Here is a 15,012-nt window from a genome sequence, read left to right as displayed (position 1 = left end):
AAAGGATAGCTTTTTTTCTTGAACGAATAAATATTCAAAAGAATGTCGCATCTTTCTGTTAGTATTTCTGCTATAATATATAACGTTTTACAATATTATATTTTTAAGGAGAACAACTCATGAAGCGAAAAAAGAGCCATTTAATGGTAATGGCACTTGTTACAACTTTATTATTAACAGCTTGTAATAATAAAGCGAATAAAAGTGACACAGAGGCAAAAAAACAAGTATTAAATGTAACGGTATCAGAAGAAATTCCTTCTCTTGATACTGCGAAAACGATGGATGGTACGTCAGCGCACGTTATGCAAAACATATTTGAAGGGTTGTATGTATTAGATGATCAAGATCAGCCTATTCCAGCAGTAGCAAAATCGTTTGAAAGAAGTGAAGATGGTAAAAAATATACATTTGATTTGCGTAAAGATGCAAAATGGTCAAATGGAGACAGTGTAACAGCCAATGATTTTATGTTTGCGTGGAGACGGGCGGTAAGTCATGAAACGGCATCTCAATATGCATACATGCTCTTTTATTTAAAAAATGCGAAAGAAATAAATAAGGGAACAATGCCTCTTGATGAACTTGGGGTTAAAGTCATAAATGATTATAAGTTAGAAGTTGAACTAGAACAGCCAATTCCGTATTTTTTACAGTTGTTAGCGTTACCTATATACTTACCACAGCACGAATCATTTTTAAAAGAACAAGGAAAGAATTATGGATTGGAACCTAGTAATCTCATATATAACGGCCCATTTGTATTAGAAAAATGGAAGCATGAACAAGAATTTCAATTAAAGAAAAATGATACATATTGGGATAAAAAGAAAGTGAAATTAGAAGAAATAAACTTTCAAATTGTGAAGGATACAATGACAGCAGTAAATTTATATGAAGCTGGCGATTTGGATCGAGTACCAATTAATTCTCAATTTGTAGACAAGTATAAAGGGAATAAGCAATTGCATATGTCGAGCGATCCTGGAATTGCAATGCTCCGTTTTAATGAAAAAAATAATGCGTTAGCAAATAAGAAAGTACGTCAATCTATTTCATTGGCGTTAAATAAGAAGGATTTTGTTACTCACTTTATTAATAACGGGGCAAAATCAGCAAGTGGACTTGTACCAGTTGGTCATATAAATGAAGAGACTGGCAAAGATTTTAGAAAAGAAAACGGAGATATTTCTCCATATGATTTACAAAAAGCGAAAAAGATTTGGGAAGAAGCGAAAAAAGAACTTGGAGTAGAACAAATAAAACTCGAGTTTTTAACGTTTGAACAAGATAACGCAAAACGTATGGCGGAATATATAAAAGGTGACTTAGAGAAGAATTTGCATGGACTCGCGATACAAATTAAACAACAGCCATTTAAGCAAAAGTTACAATTAGAACAAACAGGTGATTACGATATATCTATGGTAAATTGGGGACCAGATTATAAAGATCCAATTAGTTATTTAGAGCTATTTACGACAAGTAATCCAAATAATAAAATGAATTATTCTAATCCTCATTACGATGAGCTAATAAAAAAAGCTAAAAATGATCTTATACTAGATCAAAAGAAAAGATGGGAAGCGTTGCGAGAAGCTGAGCAGGTCATATTAGAGGACGCTGCGGTAGCGCCGCTTTATCATATTGGTTCCGCTTATGTACAAAGGGATTATGTAAAAGGAATTGAAAAGCATCAATTTGGTGGCGTTTATACTTATAAGAATGCTTATATCGATAATAAGTAAAACTATTAATCAAAAAAGAAACCTTACTTTTAAAAGTGAGGTTTCTTTTTTTGGAATTATATCTATTAAACCGATTTTAATAAAGAATAAAAATTCGTATCATAGGGGATATCATCTTGATACATATAGTTTTTTAGAACTCCTTCTTTTTCAAAACCTAATTTTAATAGCACTTTATTTGAAGCCTCATTTTCAAGAAAGACAATTGCTCCGATACGTTTTAAATGAAGTGTGTGGAAACCGTATGATATAACTTCAGAAACCGCTTCAGTCGCATATCCATTTCCCCAGTGTTCAGGGAAAAAGGCATAACTTATATTTGCTCGTTTATGTTCGGAAGACCAATCATGAAAACCAATTGTTCCAATGAGACCTTTCTTGTCTTTTAATTCGATTCCCCATTTAATGCCGCTTCTTGCATTGTAACCCAACTTAAAATTATTAAGGATTTGCTTTACTTGATCCAAATTTTGCAATGGTTTTTGGCCATAATGGCGCAGGACATCGGTATTAGAAAAGCACTGTAATATACTCGGTGCATCTTCTTCGGTAAGTTCTCGTAAAATGAGCCGGTTGGTTTTTAATATAGGAAACATGCCTTCACTCCATTTCTTCTGAAACTAGAATGTGTTGTTATTATATAATTTAATCTGAAAATAAAGATTATTCAAGGTGTAATGATGATTTTGATTTATGTTAAAATTAATTGTGGAATATATTTCAAAAAGAGGTTTAGATATGGAGAAAAACTCAATTTTAATTGTAGATGATGATCGAGATATTATTCGATTCGTTAATGAAAATTTAAAACAAGAAGGTTTTACTGTCTTTAGTGCTGACAACGGAGAAGAGGCGTTAGAGGTATTGAATAATAATGATGTTCAACTTGCTATCCTTGATGTTATGATGCCTCAAATGGATGGGATTGAATTGTGTAGAAGGATAAGAGAGAAATATAGTTTACCAATTATGTTTTTAAGCGCGAAATCATCGGACATAGATAAAGTCGTTGGATTTAGTACTGGGGCAGATGATTATATTGTGAAGCCGTTCAGTACAATTGAATTTATAGCAAGAGTGAAAGCTCAATTAAGAAGGTATACATATTTCAATCAAAATGCTGTTCAAGTAATAAAAAAGGAAATAAACATTAGAGGTTTAGAAATAGATGAAGTGTCGAGAACAGTAATGTTATATGGAGAAACAATCAATCTTACGAAAACTGAATATGATATTTTATACTTAATGGCCGCTGCAATGAATCGTGTGTTTACTATTGAAGAAATATATGAAAGCGTTTGGAAAGAAAGGGCCTATGAAAGTAATAATACAGTAATGGTTCATATTGCAAGATTAAGAAATAAAATTGAAGAGAATCCAAAAGAGCCGAAGTTTATTCAAAATGTTTGGGGAGTCGGATATAAAATTGAAGATTAAATCATTACAAGGCATGAGAGCTAAGTTTTTTATCGCATTCATATGTAGCATTTTGTTAGCAACTGTAAGTATAATAGCGTTTCAAATTGCAATTGGAAATATATATAGTCATGTTACTGCGTTAGAGGAAAAATATTCATTTTTATATTTAATAGTTTTTTTAATTTTTACTACAATATACTTTGCATTCATGACAAAAACAACGATGAAAAGATTATCTGAAATTAACAAGAGTCTGAAGGAAATAAGTAATGGTAATTTTGAAATACATATACCTATTTCAAAAAATGACGAGATTGGTGAATTAGCAGCGAATGTTAATAGAATGGCCAAAAGTTTAAAAGAGTCTATAGAGAATGAAAAAAAATCGCAAGAAATGAAAAATGAAATGATTAGTAATATTTCTCATGACTTACGAACACCTGTAACATCCCTAATAGGTTACGCGGACCTGTTAGGAAATCAGCTGCATTCAAATAGAGAAGAATGTGAACAGTATGTAAGTATATTAAAGCGAAAAAGTTATGAATTGAAAAATCAAGTAGATGATTTATTAGAATATTGTCAAATAAATTATAGAGAGATCGAATTACATAAAAGTGTAGTAAATATGAAAGCGTTCATTGAACAAATCATGATTGATTTTGTACCACAACTAGATGATGCCGATATGAGCTTTTGTATTAAAGGTGATAAGGTGTTACATGTGGAAATGGATGTAGCGGTTATGGTGAGGCTATTCGAAAATGTAATTAGTAATAGTATTATGTATGGGAAAGACGGAAAGGAGCTTTTAATTCAAGTTTCTAAAAGAGATATGAATGTTGAAATAGAAATTAAAAATTTTGGACAATGCATTCCGAATGAGAACCTTCCTTACGTTTTTGAAAAGTTTTATCGTGGTGAAAAATCACGTAGCTCTCATACGGGTGGAAAAGGAATGGGGCTTGCAATTGCGAGAAGTATAGCGGAACTTCATAAAGGAGATATCACTGTACGTAGTAACGATAAAGAAACGGTTTTCACTATCGTTTTACCGCGGTATAAAGAAATGTAAGAAAGTCGTAAGTATTTCTTTCATATGTCGTAATTTTTACTTCGTATCATGGGGAACAAAGATAGGAGAGTAGGGATACAGCATGTGGAAGAGATTTTTATTAGCGATTATAGTTGCTTTTTTAATTATAAGTTGGAGTTTAGTTTATTTAGGTAATGGCGTTACATCAGTCTTTGTGTGGTGGATTATACAGGCTTTTAGTGTAATTTCAGTTTGTCTCTTAATAGGCTCAGCAGTAATGTTTGTTTGGAAAGGCATTTTTAGAAAGCGGATAGATGGAACGCTACTATTAATAGTTCTGTTTTCTACCATTGGAGCTTGGCCCGTGGGGTGGTTCGCTAACATTGGGAGAATTGCATACCCAGTAGATGTACAGTCTATGAGTCCTAAAGTAGTCGTTCGTTTTCCTTTGAATGAACGAGCATTGATAGGTTGGGGCGGCGATAAATTAGAAACGAACTATCACGTTATAAAACCAAATGAACGATGGGCATACGATATTCTCATTCCACCTGCTGAAGTGAAAAGTAGTAAGTTAGAGGATTATGGAATATATGGAGCGAAAGTAATGGCACCAGCTTCTGGGACAGTTGTATCAATTAAAAATGATGAAATAGATTTAGTTCCGGGATCGGATGATTTTCAATCGATGGCGGGAAATCATATTTATTTACGACTGGATGAAACAGGTACATTTTTGTTTCTTGCCCATTTAAAGAAAGGATCAATTAAAGTGAGGGAAGGCGAACATGTAAATGAAGGAGAATTTCTTGCCCAAGTCGGTAACTCAGGAAGTTCAAGTGAGCCGCATTTACATATTCATCATCAAAGGCAGGATCCATCTAAGGTGAGCATATTTCTTTCGGAAGGATTACCACTTTATTTTCGAACTGAAAAAGGTGCGATAATGCCAGAAAGAGGGACATACATAAGTGGTAAGTAGAAGGAAATCATTTCATCCAAAAAGGGTATTCCAAATTAAATTTGGAATACCCTTTTTTATTAACCTACAAATGTTTGATACAGTAAGAAAATATTTAAAGCGATAATAAGTGCAGCGATTAACCACGCGATAAATGTTGTAATGCGATGGTTGACGAGTGCGCCCATAATCTTCTTATTACTTGTAAACATAATAAGTGGTACTAATGCAAAGGCAATACCGAACGATAAGACAACTTGACTCATAACGAGAGCGTAAGTTGGATTTACACCTAAAGCGATAATAACGAGAGGCGGAATCATTGTTATAAATCGGCGTAAGTATAACGGAATATGCATTCGAATGAATCCTTGCATAATAATATCACCAGACATCGTACCAACAGAAGAACTAGATAAACCTGCTGATAAAAGTCCAATTCCAAATAATGCAGCCGATACAGGACCGACTAAATTACTGAACTGGTTAAAAGCAACATCAAGGTCTTCAACGTGCAAGCCGTTTTTAAAGAATAGTGCAGCTGCTACAATTAACATACTTGCATTAATTGCTCCAGCGATAACCATTGCAATAATAATATCGATGAATTCGAAGCGGAAAATCTTTTTCTTTTGTTCATCATTTGTTCCGACTACACGGCGCTGCGTTAAGGCCGAATGTAAATATATCGCGTGCGGCATTACTGTCGCACCTAAAATTCCAGCTGCTAAAAGGATGCTATCTACACCTTGGAATTTTGGAGTGAAAAGTCCTGAGAGTAGAGGGCTTAATTCCGGTTTTGCGTAAAAGACTTGGATACCAAAAGCGATAACAACGATAAAAATCATACCTGTTATGATAGCTTCTAATGGACGAAAGCCTCTGCGTTGAAATTCAAGAATAATAAATGATCCAACTGCTGTAATTAAAGCAGCTGGTAACATCGGAATTCCAAATAATAAATACAATCCAAGTGCTGCCCCGATAAATTCTGCTAAATCTGTAGCCATAATAACGAGTTCACCTTGAATCCATAAACCGATGGAAACTGGTTTGGGGAAGTTTTCGCGAGCTACTTCAGGAAGATTTCTCCCAGTAGCGATTCCTAATTTAGCTGATAAAGTTTGAATTAATACAGCCATTAAATTAGAAGCGAGTATTACCCAAAGCAATAAATACCCATATTGTGATCCAGCTGCGATATTTGTAGCAAAGTTCCCAGGATCAATATAAGCAACTGATGCGATAAAAGCAGGTCCTAAGAATGGTAACAGTCTTTTAAAGCCTTTTGTTTGTCCACTTAACGCTAAATGGGCTGATTGAACTGTTGTACTTTGAGAAGGGACTTGTTTATCTTTTGTTATATCTTTATTCATAGTAGTATTCCCCTTTGAAATCTTAACTTGATTAAAGTTTCACTTTATTCTTACTCATTATTTCAATACATTTAGATATATGATGTGGCAATTTCATTTGAACATAAAAGTTTCCTTAATGCAAATTATATGACTGTGTGCAATGAATGGTGTGACGATGCAAAAATATTTTGGGAGTTTATGGTTGATGAATAAGGGAGAAGATAATAAATTATAGGGCTATTTTTGAAATTTATGTGAACATACAGCTTATATTACAGCATATTAATTGATGGAAATGAAATTGTATGATATATAATATATTGGGATTACAACCTAACCGTAGTGTTTTGTTCTGTAATCTTGTTTTTATTTTTGTTAACTTGTAGAAAAAATTGTAAATAGAAGAAAATAGGCTAAGTACAATTTAGTATGTATTTTCTTATTATATATGTTTTGATATGAACGTTAACTTATACATGATTTTAAAATTTAGATAGGTGGTAGAAATACATTGGCAACTACAAAACCATATAGAGTATTACTGTATTACATGTACACAACAATTGAAAATCCAGAAGAATTTGCTGAACAGCATTTAGAATTTTGTAAATCACTTGAGTTAAAAGGAAGAATTCTTGTAGCGACAGAAGGAATTAACGGAACTTGTTCTGGAACTGTTGAGCAAACAGAAAAATACGTGGAAGCGATGAATAATGATCCACGTTTTGCTGGAATCGTGTTTAAAATTGATGAGGCGGATGAACATGCATTCAAGAAAATGCACGTACGTCCTCGTTCAGAGTTAGTTACACTTCGTCTAGAAGACGACATTAACCCGAAAGAGATTACTGGGAAGTATTTAGAACCAAAAGATTTTTATGAGGCAATGAAACAAGAAGATACAGTTATTATTGATGCACGAAATGATTATGAATTTGATTTAGGACACTTTAAAGGTGCAATTAAACCAGATATTGAATCATTCCGTGAATTACCAGATTGGATTAGAGAAAATAAAGAAACACTTGAAGGTAAAAAGATTTTAACGTACTGTACAGGGGGAATTCGTTGTGAGAAATTCTCAGGTTGGTTAGTTCGCGAAGGTTATGAAGATGTAAGCCAGCTTCATGGCGGAATTGTAACGTACGGAAAAGATCCAGAAGTACAAGGTGAACTTTGGGATGGTCAATGTTACGTATTTGATGAGCGTATCGCTGTACCAGTAAACCAAAAAGAGCACGTTATCGTTGGTAAAGATCATTTTACAGGTGAACCTTGTGAGCGCTATGTAAACTGTGCAAACCCTGAATGTAACAAGAAAATTTTATGTTCTGAAGAAAGTGAAGCAAAACATTTACGTGCATGTTCTCATGAATGTCGTGTACACCCACGTAATCGTTATATCGTGCAACACGAATTAACTGAAGAGCAAGTAGCTGCTACATTAGAAAAAATCGAAGCAGGTAAGTAAGCGGAATTAGTTTAACAAAAACGAGAAGAAGTTACTCCAAAGTTTATCTTAGAGTAACTTCTTTTTTGTCAATTTTTGTCGGTAAGTCGATATATTTAAAAAATCGCTGATATATTTTGAGTTGCGCCGATATATTCGGAAAATCGCTGATAAAAATTTCATTTACTGAAGCGCGCCATGAATTTGTAATTTGAAAATAATCGTCTTTAATTCTTATCTTCTTTTTCTTTAACGGCAGAAAGTACAGTTTGTTTTACCCATGCTTTTCGGTTTTTATGTTGCATCGCCCATTGATATAAACTGTGAGCACCTAAAATTAGAGATATACATATCCCACTAATAGATAAAAATAGGGCGAAATATTCAAGAGGAGTATAAGAAACTACATGCCCCTCACTTTTTTTTCCTATAAGATCAATTAGTGTAAATCCAAACATTTGGCCCACTACAGAGTAGAGAGTTAAAATTAATAATAAAAGGCTATCTTTTTTAGATGCAACATTTTCTTGATATTTAAACAAGCCATCAAGATTTTGTTTCGCATTCGTGAACAGTATTTCAATATTGAAAAGTTTTCTTAAACGAAAGAAAATATCTTCACTTTGTGACTGAGATACTAACTCTAAAGAAAAATAATTAGCTGTAAACGAATTAATAGAGTAAATTAACTTTTCTATCTCATTTGTATCTTGTTCAATATTTAGTTCAGCATAAGCGTTTGCCATTTTTAACAATACAATTTTATGGAATAAGTTTAATAATAAAGCGTAATAAAACTCCCCATACATTTGGCTAGCAAGTTTAGCTATTTTATTATCATCTTCGTTCGTAATACATGTGAAAATATGTTCTTCCATTATGAAATAACGATTAGGAGCCCACCTTTGATAGGCGTGCTGTTTCAAGTAATCATTTATATAAGGGAGATTGTTCGCACTTACATACGGTTTACCATCACTTGTTAATCCAGAAAGACTGGAAGTACGATAAACATCAATAACGTTAAGTTCCATATGTTGTTTTAGCGATAACAAAGTTTGCACGTACATTCTTTGGTCTTCAAAAAAAGGAAAAGTTTGAAAGTAAGAACTTCTTAATCTTTTCTTTTCAAAAAAATCTGTTAAACCGTTAAATAAATAACCGAAAATGAACTTTTCAACTTGGGAATATTTTTTCCCCGCACATGTTATGCAAATGCTTTCGTCCATTTCATCTCTCGTTTCAAGTACGCGGAATCGTGCAGCGAATTCTATTGCTTCTGATAATGTCATATTTGGAGAGATGTTAACTTCTGTTCGGATTGTTAGAAACCCAAGTTCATAAGGACAAAGTGTTACATCAATTGAGTGCACTGTGAATGGGACAGAGATAAGATTTGTTGTTAAATGGCCGTTTAAATTGAGATCTTTAGAATAGCGCTGTAATCCTTTTTGATGCTCAGAATGAGGGAAGAGAATTTTATTCGTAAATGAAAGATAGTATGCTTCCATATTTTGATGTGAAACATGAAACTCCCCGTAATATGTATTTTCATCTTCAAGATGATCGAGTCGAAAGGGCCGGAAATCATTTTTTTGTAAGAAAGGGAACATATTTTGTTCATATCCACTTTTGAACGAAAATGGGAAAATAAATTGAAAAATAGCTGTTGATACATATTTTTCTTCGATCGTTTGTATTGCCTCCATTTATATTGTTTCCTTTCAATGTAAGCTATAGAAACAACATGCCCTAATCTGCTAAAAAATAACCACGGGATTTTTATATAATTAAGAATGAAAATTCAGCTTATTTATTAGGTGACATGTATAATGTTATGTATACTAAAAGGAGTAGAATTGTGTTTTGAAAAGGGGGATGTATTATGCGTATTTTAGTATTAGGAGCTGGAGGCGTTGGAGGTTTTTTTGGTGGACGACTTGCCGAAAAGGGAGAAGATGTAACTTTTCTCGTACGTAGTAAACGGAAAGAACAATTAGAGGAAAAAGGTCTTGTTATCCGAAGTATTAACGGCGATTTTTCATTTCAACCGAAGCTAATAACGAAAGAAGATATTACCACTCCATTTGATGTGATTTTATTCTCAACAAAAGCGTATCACCTAAACGAGGCAATAACAGATTTGAAACCATTTGTAGGAGAGAATACAGTAATAATTCCAGTGTTAAATGGTATCGCTCATTTAACACTATTACAAAAGGAATTCGGCGTGGAAAAAGTAATTGGCGGTTTATGCTTTATCGAGACGACGTTAAACGATCAAGGAGAAATCGTACAAACTAGTGTTGCCAACAGACTTGTATTTGGGGAAATTAAGCCTCAAGATTCAGAGAGAATAAAGCTTATTTCTAAAATATTTGCAGATACAAAAGCTAGTTTTGTTTTAAGTGAAAATATTGTGCAAGATATGTGGCATAAATATTTATTTATCACCGTAATGTCAGGTGTGACAACATTAATGCGTGCGCCGATAGGACCGATTCGTGAGAGTGATGGAGGCCGAGAATTTATTAGGAACTTATTTGAAGAATCAGTGCAAATCATGAAATCTATGGGGGCTCCAGTTAAGGACAATATCGCCCAGGAACATATGAAAACGATTGATAAAATTTCGTATGATATGAAGTCATCTATGCAACGGGATATGGAAAAAGGTTCGCTCATTGAAGGGAAGCATTTACAAGGATACTTATTGAAATTAGCAGAGGAAATGTCTATAGATGTGCCTTTATTAAGTGTTGTGTATCAAAATTTAAAGGTATATGAAAAAATGATTTTTACTAAAGAAATGGTATGAAAAAGAGTAAAGGATAGCAAAATATAAATGTTGCTATCCTTTTTTTTGTTTCTTTTTGACAATTTATTCGTTTCTTTTCGGTTTATCTGTCGTATTTCGTTCTCTTTCACGTTTACCATATAGCTGATTAATTTCATTTGCTACTGCATCTAAATAGGAATCGGAAAAAATAGGCTTCTTTTCTTTAGACATACGGGTCTCCTTTGTGGATTTTTAGTATTCATTATGTATATTTTTCGGTGGATTATGCGCAATCGTTTTAATTTTTTTCTTTTTTAAAATTTTTGTTTACTTTTTAAAAATAAAGGAGTATTATAATCCACAGTTTCAATTTTCTAAATCGCTGAAGCCGCATGGTGCGGGGGACCCGTTCTTATGGATTAGTACATAATCCAATGGGGTGAATCCTTGAAAAAGGTAGGGCTACTCATAGGCCCGAATCCGACAGCTAACCTCGTAAGCGTTATATTGAGAAGGAAGGTGGAGCTTGTGCGACAAAAAAAATAATGTCTACAAGTCTATTTCATTATGGCTTGTAGACATTTTTTGTTTTCTGAAGAAATAGTTTATCCGCTGTAATTAGCAGAAAAATTCGTGCAAAATTATTGGAGAGTGGACAGCGTTGGTTTCATCTATCAAAAGGTTTTTAATTGGAAGGCCGTTAAAATCAACTGAGTTAGGAGAGCAAAAGCTTAATAAAACGAAGGCGCTAGCAATTTTATCTTCTGACGCATTGTCATCGGTTGCATACGGACCAGAGCAAATTTTAATTGCTTTAGCAGGTCTTGGAGCAGTAGCTTATTGGTATTCCATTCCGATTGCTATTGGGGTATTAGTATTATTGACAGCTCTTATTTTATCTTATCGACAAATTATTTTTGCTTACCCTCATGGCGGCGGGGCATATGTTGTATCAAAAGAGAATTTAGGGATGAATCCAGGCTTAATAGCAGGAGGATCTTTATTAGTTGATTACATTTTAACGGTTGCAGTAAGTGTGTCCGCAGGTACAGATGCGCTCACATCAGCTTTTCCTAGTTTACATGCACATAATGTAATCATTGCGATTATATTTGTCATATTGATTACCATCTTAAATTTAAGAGGCGTAACGGAATCAGCTTCCGTTTTAGCATATCCGGTTTATTTATTCGTTGTAGCATTATTTATATTAATTGGTGTAGGAATATATAATATTTTGACTGGTCACGTTTCACCTACGCTACATTCGCCAATTGGAACACCAGTTGCAGGAATTAGTTTATTTCTACTGTTAAGAGCGTTTGCATCAGGTAGCTCTGCATTAACGGGTGTTGAGGCGATATCTAACGCAATTCCAAACTTTAAAGATCCTGCACCTAACAATGCAGCGAAAACATTGCTTGCAATGGGTGCATTACTTGCAGTTTTATTTTCTGGAATTGTCTTTTTGGCTTATTATTACGGAATTAATCCAAGTAAGGAAGTAACAGTCGTTTCACAAATTGCTGAACAAACTTTTGGACGTAATTTCATGTACTATTTCATACAAGGTACAACAGCTTTAATATTAATTCTTGCGGCTAACACAGGTTATTCTGCATTTCCGCTATTAGCAGTTAATCTTGCAAAAGATAAGTTCATACCGAGAATGTTTACGATTAGAGGAGACCGCCTAGGTTATTCAAACGGTATTATTATACTTGGGATTTCTTCGATTATTTTAATTGTAGCTTTTCAGGGGAAAACAGAACACTTGATTCCGCTATATGCAGTAGGGGTATTTATTCCGTTTACACTTTCTCAAACTGGAATGGTACTAAAATGGCTTCGTGAAAAGCCTGAAGGATGGGCTTTAAGATTAACGGTTAATTTAATTGGTGCAGTCATTAGTTTTATCGTTATGAGCATGTTCTTTTTAACTAAGTTCGCACAAGTTTGGTCAATCCTTATTTTCTTACCTTTCATTATCTTCTTGTTCCATCGAATTAAGAAGCATTATGATGCAGTGGGCGATCAATTAAGTTTAAAAACTTGCGAACCACTTGTTCCGATTGAAGGGAATGTAATTGTCGTTCCTGTAGCTGGTATGACTCATGTAGTAGAAAATTCATTGAACTATGCTAAGGCTCTTTCTGCAGATCAAGTTATCGCTGTATATGTTGCTTTTGACAGAGAAGAGGAAAAGAAATTTGAAGAGAAATGGGAGAAGTGGCAACCTGAAGTAAGGCTTGTTACATTACATTCTCATTATAGAAGCATTATTCAGCCGCTTACAAAATTTATTGACACAGTGCAATATAAAGCGAGTGAATCAAATTACCGAGTTACGGTCGTTATACCACAGTTTATTCCGAAAAAAGGTTGGCATAACATTCTTCATAATCAGTCTAGTTTACTCATTCGTGCGTATTTACTCTATAAAAGAAATGTTGTTATTACGACAGTACCGTATCATTTGAAAAAGTAAGGGAATTTTTTAAGGATAACTTCACGAAAGTGAAGTTATCCTTTTTGTGTATATGCTATGCATAATTGCATATGGATCCGAAAAGTATATTAGTATAATTTTAATGATTATGAATATGTAGTGTTTCCTGTTGTGGTATATAGATAGTTTAATCGAGAAAGTGAATTGAATTTTATTTTGGGATAAGGACATGAGATCTTGAAAATAAAGGGAATTAAAATACTTCTTTACGTTATATAAATAGCTGTGTTTAAATGACCTTACAGTACAAAACTTACATGAAAACAAAACGAAATTTCATACTTTCATACGTTAATTAGTTTAAAATGAATAATATTTTCATGTAATATATTCACTGTGTGAATGTGGAAATCGCAATAAAATAGAAAATTTATACAGTTTTATTCATACTAAGCACATATGAAAAGTTATGAATTGTTTTATAACAATAAGTAAGTACTGTAGAAATAAAGTTTGAGAGAGGTGGTTCGTACATGACTCACGGTGAGAACGTTCTCTATTTTTAACCATCTCAAATCATTTGTAAGAAAATAGAATAATAAAATGCGATAGTAATAGTTGCTAATACATAGGAGGAGTTAAAGTGAAAAAGACTTTAATTACAGGGTTATTGGTTACAGCAGTATCTACGAGTTGCTTCGTTCCTGTAAGCGCTTACGCTAAAGAGGGGCAAACAGAAGTGAAAACAGTATATGCGCAAAATGTAATTGCTCCAAACACATTATCCAATTCAATTAGAATGTTAGGGTCACAGTCACCACTTATACAAGCATACGGATTAGTTATTTTGCAACAGCCAGACATTAAGGTAAACGCTATGAGTAGTTTAACGAATCATCAAAAATTTGCAAAAACGAATGTACGAGAGTGGATTGATGAATATAATCCGAAGCTAATCGACTTAAATCAAGAAATGATGAGATACAGCACAAGATTTAATAGTTATTATAGTAAGCTCTATGAACTAGCAGGAAAAGTAAATGAAGATGAACAGGCAAAAGCAGATTTTACAAACGCATATGGAAAATTACAATTGCAAGTCCAAAGCATTCAAGAGAGTATGGAGCAAGATTTATTAGAGTTAAATCGATTTAAAACGGTATTAGACAAAGATAGTAACAACTTATCAATTAAAGCTGATGAGGCAATAAAAACACTTCAAGGATCAAGTGGAGATATTGTGAAATTAAGAGAAGATATTAAAAGAATTCAAGGGGAAATTCAAGCTGAATTAACTACTATTTTGAATAGACCGCAAGAAATTATTAAAGGTTCTATTAATATCGGTAAACAAGTATTTACAATCACAAATCAAACTGCACAAACGAAAACAATCGACTTTGTTTCTATCGGTACTTTAAGTAATGAAATTGTAAATGCTGCAGATAGTCAAACGAGGGAAGCAGCTCTTCGTATTCAGCAAAAACAAAAAGAGTTATTACCGCTTATTCAGAAGTTATCACAAACTGAATTAGAGGCGACTCAAATTACATTTGTTGAAGATCAAGTAAGTAGCTTTACAGAACTAATTGATCGCCAAATTACAACTTTAGAAACGTTATTAACGGATTGGAAAGTTTTAAATAATAATATGATCCAAATTCAAACAAATATTGAAGAAGGCACGTATACAGACAGTAGTTTACTTCAAAAACATTTCAATCAACTTAAAAAAGTAAGTGATGAAATGAATAAGCAAACAAATCAATTTGAAGATTACGTTACAAACGTTGAAATACATTAAACAGAAAA

The 15,012-nt window shown here is 33.4% G+C and carries 12 protein-coding genes and 1 riboswitch; of the genes, 8 read left to right on the top strand and 4 right to left on the bottom strand.

The annotated features are described in order from the left end of the window. The first annotated feature begins 119 nt into the window (after positions 1–119). The gene (locus tag MR155_RS06530) at positions 120–1,748 is read left to right on the top strand and encodes a peptide ABC transporter substrate-binding protein (RefSeq protein ID WP_242308804.1); all 1,629 of its coding nucleotides are present in this window, start codon (positions 120–122) and stop codon (positions 1,746–1,748) included. 65 nt (positions 1,749–1,813) lie between these two features. Here the strand turns inward: MR155_RS06530 and MR155_RS06525 are convergent, their stop codons facing one another. Then, positions 1,814–2,344, bottom strand: a complete 531-nt coding sequence (locus tag MR155_RS06525) for a GNAT family N-acetyltransferase (RefSeq protein WP_088039196.1) — start codon at positions 2,342–2,344, stop codon at positions 1,814–1,816. 142 nt (positions 2,345–2,486) lie between these two features. Between MR155_RS06525 and MR155_RS06520 the strand changes: the two genes are divergently transcribed. From MR155_RS06520 to MR155_RS06510, 3 genes are all read left to right on the top strand, one after another. After that, on the top strand, positions 2,487–3,185 hold the full coding sequence (locus MR155_RS06520; RefSeq protein ID WP_016104516.1) for a response regulator transcription factor: 699 nt from the start codon (positions 2,487–2,489) through the stop codon (positions 3,183–3,185). Next, complete coding sequence (locus tag MR155_RS06515) at positions 3,175–4,242, top strand: sensor histidine kinase (protein ID WP_242308802.1); 1,068 nt, start codon at positions 3,175–3,177, stop codon at positions 4,240–4,242. The genes MR155_RS06520 and MR155_RS06515 overlap by 11 nt, the downstream gene beginning before the upstream one ends. Positions 4,243–4,324: 82 nt before the next feature. After that, on the top strand, positions 4,325–5,185 hold the full coding sequence (locus tag MR155_RS06510) for a M23 family metallopeptidase (RefSeq protein ID WP_113938124.1): 861 nt from the start codon (positions 4,325–4,327) through the stop codon (positions 5,183–5,185). Positions 5,186–5,244: 59 nt separating this feature from the next. Here the strand turns inward: MR155_RS06510 and MR155_RS06505 are convergent, their stop codons facing one another. Continuing rightward, the gene (locus MR155_RS06505) at positions 5,245–6,540 is read right to left on the bottom strand and encodes an Nramp family divalent metal transporter (RefSeq protein ID WP_113938125.1); all 1,296 of its coding nucleotides are present in this window, start codon (positions 6,538–6,540) and stop codon (positions 5,245–5,247) included. A 493-nt stretch (positions 6,541–7,033) separates the two neighbouring features. Between MR155_RS06505 and trhO the strand changes: the two genes are divergently transcribed. After that, positions 7,034–7,993, top strand: a complete 960-nt coding sequence (gene trhO / locus MR155_RS06500; protein ID WP_002086277.1) for an oxygen-dependent tRNA uridine(34) hydroxylase TrhO — start codon at positions 7,034–7,036, stop codon at positions 7,991–7,993. 206 nt (positions 7,994–8,199) lie between these two features. Here trhO and MR155_RS06495 read toward each other — a convergent pair whose 3' ends face one another. Next, the gene (locus MR155_RS06495) at positions 8,200–9,681 is read right to left on the bottom strand and encodes a hypothetical protein (RefSeq protein ID WP_113938126.1); all 1,482 of its coding nucleotides are present in this window, start codon (positions 9,679–9,681) and stop codon (positions 8,200–8,202) included. Positions 9,682–9,857: 176 nt separating this feature from the next. On the opposite strand from MR155_RS06495, the gene panE reads away from it, so the two are divergent. Next, complete coding sequence (gene panE, locus MR155_RS06490; RefSeq protein ID WP_113938127.1) at positions 9,858–10,790, top strand: 2-dehydropantoate 2-reductase; 933 nt, start codon at positions 9,858–9,860, stop codon at positions 10,788–10,790. Between the two features lie 63 nt (positions 10,791–10,853). On the opposite strand, the gene MR155_RS31760 is transcribed toward panE, so the two are convergent. Then, positions 10,854–10,982 (bottom strand): hypothetical protein, encoded by a 129-nt coding sequence (locus MR155_RS31760; RefSeq protein ID WP_257475393.1) that lies wholly within the window; start codon positions 10,980–10,982, stop codon positions 10,854–10,856. Between the two features lie 139 nt (positions 10,983–11,121). Beyond that, positions 11,122–11,268, top strand: a riboswitch (cyclic di-AMP (ydaO/yuaA leader). 144 nt (positions 11,269–11,412) lie between these two features. Between MR155_RS31760 and MR155_RS06485 the strand changes: the two genes are divergently transcribed. Together MR155_RS06485 and nheA are read left to right on the top strand one after the other, a co-directional pair. Next, positions 11,413–13,239 carry an APC family permease gene (locus MR155_RS06485; protein ID WP_016103145.1) on the top strand — a complete coding sequence of 609 codons (1,827 nt, stop codon included), beginning with the start codon at positions 11,413–11,415 and terminating at the stop codon, positions 13,237–13,239. Between the two features lie 604 nt (positions 13,240–13,843). After that, complete coding sequence (gene nheA / locus MR155_RS06480; protein WP_242308793.1) at positions 13,844–15,004, top strand: non-hemolytic enterotoxin NHE subunit A; 1,161 nt, start codon at positions 13,844–13,846, stop codon at positions 15,002–15,004. Positions 15,005–15,012: the final 8 nt, after the last annotated feature.

The sequence above is a fragment of the Bacillus cereus group sp. BfR-BA-01331 genome, assembly GCF_022663915.1.
GTDB lineage: Bacteria > Bacillota > Bacilli > Bacillales > Bacillaceae_G > Bacillus_A > Bacillus_A mycoides.
This window is presented reverse-complemented; position numbering and strand designations above follow the sequence as displayed.

What these genes read in the sequence shown, in the direction of transcription:
- MR155_RS06510 (WP_113938124.1), top strand. Translation starts at nt 4,325, where the DNA reads ATGTGGAAGAGATTTTTATTAGCGATTATAGTTGCTTTTTTAATTATA.
- MR155_RS06530 (WP_242308804.1), top strand. Translation starts at nt 120, where the DNA reads ATGAAGCGAAAAAAGAGCCATTTAATGGTAATGGCACTTGTTACAACT.
- MR155_RS06505 (WP_113938125.1), bottom strand. Translation starts at nt 6,540, where the DNA reads ATGAATAAAGATATAACAAAAGATAAACAAGTCCCTTCTCAAAGTACA.
- MR155_RS06525 (WP_088039196.1), bottom strand. Translation starts at nt 2,344, where the DNA reads ATGTTTCCTATATTAAAAACCAACCGGCTCATTTTACGAGAACTTACC.
- MR155_RS06495 (WP_113938126.1), bottom strand. Translation starts at nt 9,681, where the DNA reads ATGGAGGCAATACAAACGATCGAAGAAAAATATGTATCAACAGCTATT.
- MR155_RS06520 (WP_016104516.1), top strand. Translation starts at nt 2,487, where the DNA reads ATGGAGAAAAACTCAATTTTAATTGTAGATGATGATCGAGATATTATT.
- panE (WP_113938127.1), top strand. Translation starts at nt 9,858, where the DNA reads ATGCGTATTTTAGTATTAGGAGCTGGAGGCGTTGGAGGTTTTTTTGGT.
- MR155_RS31760 (WP_257475393.1), bottom strand. Translation starts at nt 10,982, where the DNA reads ATGTCTAAAGAAAAGAAGCCTATTTTTTCCGATTCCTATTTAGATGCA.